This window comes from Rhodococcus sp. NPDC057014 (genome assembly GCF_042673295.1).
In the GTDB taxonomy this organism is placed as follows: Bacteria; Actinomycetota; Actinomycetes; order Mycobacteriales; family Mycobacteriaceae; genus Rhodococcus_F.
This window is the reverse complement of the sequence record NZ_JBHUSF010000550.1, coordinates 1-3,029: the sequence shown is the minus strand read 5'-3', so window position 1 is coordinate 3,029 and position 3,029 is coordinate 1. Positions and strand designations below refer to the sequence as shown.

Here is a 3,029-nt window from a genome sequence, read left to right as displayed (position 1 = left end):
GCGCGGAAGCGGCCGGTGCGGACGCCGACCAGGTGTCCGGCGGGGACGGCGGCGATCTCGCCCCGGAGGCGGCGATCGACCCGCAGACCGGCAGGCCTCGGCGGTTCGCGTATCCGCCGAACCTGTTCGTCGTCGACGGCGGCGCCCCGCAGGTCGCCGCGGCCTCGGCAGTGCTCGACGAACTGGGCATCACCGACGTCGCGGTGATCGGGCTGGCCAAGCGGCTCGAGGAGGTGTGGGTGCCGGGGGAGGAGGACCCCGTGATCCTCCCGCGCACCAGCGAGTCGCTGTACCTGCTGCAGCGGGTGCGGGACGAGGCGCACCGCTTCGCGATCACGTTCCACCGCAGCAAGCGGTCCCGTCGGATGACGGCGTCCGCACTCGACTCGGTCCGCGGTCTCGGCGAGACCCGGCGCAAGGCGCTGGTGACGCATTTCGGATCCGTCGCCAAACTCAAGCAGGCCTCCGTCGAGGAGATCACCGCCGTGCCCGGCATCGGAACGGCCACGGCGAAGGCGGTACTCACCGCTCTCGGGGCGGAGGAACCGTCTGCGGACGTCGCGGGAGTGGGGGATGATGAACCAGATCGGAACGGGCCGGGCGCGGCAGAACGCAACGGCGCGGACCTACCCCGCGAACCGGTAGGACAGCACGGCCCGGCAGCACAGAGCGCATCGCAACGGACAGGTGTCGAGTGAACGAGCAGCACGCGCAGAGCGACCGTCCGCCCACGGTTCGGCCGATGGACTTCCTTCTCGTCACCGGGCTCTCCGGGGCGGGTCTGCAGACGGCGGCGAAGGTCCTCGAGGACCTCGGGTGGTACGTCGCGGACAACCTTCCCCCGGAACTGATCTCCCGGATGGTGGATCTGAGCCTGGAATCCGATTCGCGGCTCGAGCGGCTCGCCGTCGTCATCGACGTGCGCTCCCGGTTGTTCACCGGCGACCTCGGCTGGGTCCTCACCGAACTGGAGAGCAAGCCCGTGCACACCCGGGTGCTGTACCTCGACGCGTCGGACGAGGTCCTGGTCCGCCGATTCGAACAGGTCCGCCGCAGTCACCCGCTGTCCGGCGGAGGCGCCGAGGGCACCCTGTCGGAGGGCATCGCCGCCGAGCGCGACCAGCTCGCGAAGGTGAAGGCCGCCGCGGATCTGGTGATCGACACGTCCTCGCTCGCCGCGCACCAGTTGCGGCAGAAGATCGAGGACGCGTTCGGCGACGCCGAGAACCGCACCATGCAGGTAACAGTCCAGTCGTTCGGTTTCAAGTACGGTCTTCCGATGGACGCCGATCTCGTCTGCGACGTCCGGTTCCTGCCCAACCCGCACTGGATCCCCGAGTTGCATCCGCACACCGGGCAGAACGCGGACGTGCGGGACTACGTGTTGTCGCAGGACGGTGCGGACGACTATCTCGCCACGTATCACCACCTGCTGGATCTGACGATCGCCGGATATCGTCGGGAGGGGAAGCGCTACATGACCATCGCGATGGGGTGCACCGGGGGCAAACATCGCAGTGTCGCGATGTCGGAGGCCCTGGCTGGCCGGCTCGGAAAGGACTCCGGCCTGAACGTGCGTGTCGTCCATCGTGATCTGGGGCGCGAATGAGGCCGGTGCACCAGGCGCCCGCGATCGTCGCGCTCGGCGGTGGCCACGGGCTGTTCGCCACCCTCAGCGCCGCCCGCAGGCTCAGCCGTGACGTGACCGCCGTCGTCACCGTCGCGGACGACGGCGGATCCTCGGGACGGCTGCGCGCCGAACTCGGCGTCATCCCGCCCGGCGATCTGCGGATGGCGCTCGCCGCGCTCGCGGCGGACGACCCCGAGGTGCAGGACTGGACCGACACCATCCAGCACCGATTCGGCGGAATCGGCGCCCTCGCCGGACACTCGGTGGGCAATCTCATCCTCGCCGGTCTCACCGAGGTGCTCGGCGACCCCGTCGCCGCGCTCGACGAACTCGCCCGGCTGCTGCGGATCGACGGGCGCGTGCTGCCGATGTCGCCGATCGCGCTGGACATCGAGGCCGACGTGCAGGGCCTCGAGGCGGACCCCCGGGTCAGCCGCTGCATCCGCGGTCAGGTCGCGGTCGCGACCACCCCCGGCAAGGTGCGCCGCGTGCGGTTGCTGCCGGCGAATCCACCCGCCTGCCCGGACGCGGTCCGGGCGATCGACGTCGCCGACATGGTCGTCCTCGGCCCCGGGTCGTGGTTCTCCAGTGTCATCCCGCACGTCCTCGTGCCCGAACTCCTCGACACGCTGATCGCCACCCCCGCGCGGAAGGTGCTGGTACTCAATCTGGCTCCGGAACCCGGCGAGACCGCGGGATTCTCCACCGAGCGTCATCTGCACGTACTGTCCCAGCACGCACCCGAACTCACCGTCGACTTCGTCGTCGTCGATTCGGGTTCGGTTCCACCGGGGCGCGAGCGCGAGCACCTCGCCCGCGCCGCCGGACAGTTCCGGGCACGCGTCGTGTACGCCGACGTGTCGGAGCACGGCACCCACACGCACCATGCAGGAAAACTTGCGTCCGTTCTCGAACAGCTCTGGAGCGACCCCGATGCGGGGTCTCGGGGGAGCGAAGCGGCCGAGACACCAGAGGAAAGGGAGAGCGCTTCGTGGCAATGACAGCAGAGGTCAAAGACGAACTCAGTCGTCTCGTCGTCACTCACGTGAGTTGCCGGAAGGCCGAGGTCTCGTCGCTGCTGCGGTTCGCCGGGGGATTGCACATCGTCGGCGGCCGGGTAGTGGTCGAGGCGGAAGTGGATCTGGGGTCCACGGCCCGCCGGTTGCGGCGCGAGATCTTCGATCTGTTCACCTACAGCGCCGACGTGCACGTCCTCAGCGCGGGCGGGCTGCGCAAGTCGTCCCGGTACATCGTGCGCGTCGCGAAGGAGGGGGAGGCCCTCGCCCGTCAGACCGGGCTGCTGGACCTGCGGGGACGCCCCGTGCGCGGGCTCCCCGCGCAGGTCGTCGGCGGCAGCGTCGCCGACGCGGAAGCCGCGTGGCGTGGCGCGTTCCTGGCG

Annotated in this window: 4 protein-coding genes; all 4 read left to right on the top strand. The window is 70.1% G+C overall.

Going from position 1 to position 3,029, the window contains the following annotated elements; genetic code table 11:
- The coding region (locus ACFTZB_RS44600; RefSeq protein WP_378442264.1) for a helix-hairpin-helix domain-containing protein at positions 1 to 698 on the top strand (698 nt) is incomplete at its 5' end.
- A 44-nt stretch (positions 699 to 742) separates the two neighbouring features.
- Complete coding sequence (rapZ, locus tag ACFTZB_RS44595) at positions 743 to 1,609, top strand: RNase adapter RapZ (protein ID WP_378442268.1); 867 nt, start codon at positions 743 to 745, stop codon at positions 1,607 to 1,609.
- Positions 1,606 to 2,631: a uridine diphosphate-N-acetylglucosamine-binding protein YvcK gene (gene yvcK / locus ACFTZB_RS44590; protein ID WP_378442262.1), complete on the top strand. Its 1,026-nt coding sequence runs from the start codon at positions 1,606 to 1,608 to the stop codon at positions 2,629 to 2,631. Before rapZ ends, yvcK begins: the two co-directional genes overlap by 4 nt.
- Positions 2,628 to 3,029: DNA-binding protein WhiA (gene whiA / locus ACFTZB_RS44585; RefSeq protein ID WP_378442266.1), on the top strand; the 402-nt coding region annotated here is incomplete at its 3' end. The genes yvcK and whiA, both read left to right, overlap by 4 nt.

Coding starts and splice junctions, on each gene's coding strand:
- rapZ (WP_378442268.1), top strand. CDS start 743: ATGGACTTCCTTCTCGTCACCGGGCTCTCCGGGGCGGGTCTGCAGACG.
- yvcK (WP_378442262.1), top strand. CDS start 1,606: ATGAGGCCGGTGCACCAGGCGCCCGCGATCGTCGCGCTCGGCGGTGGC.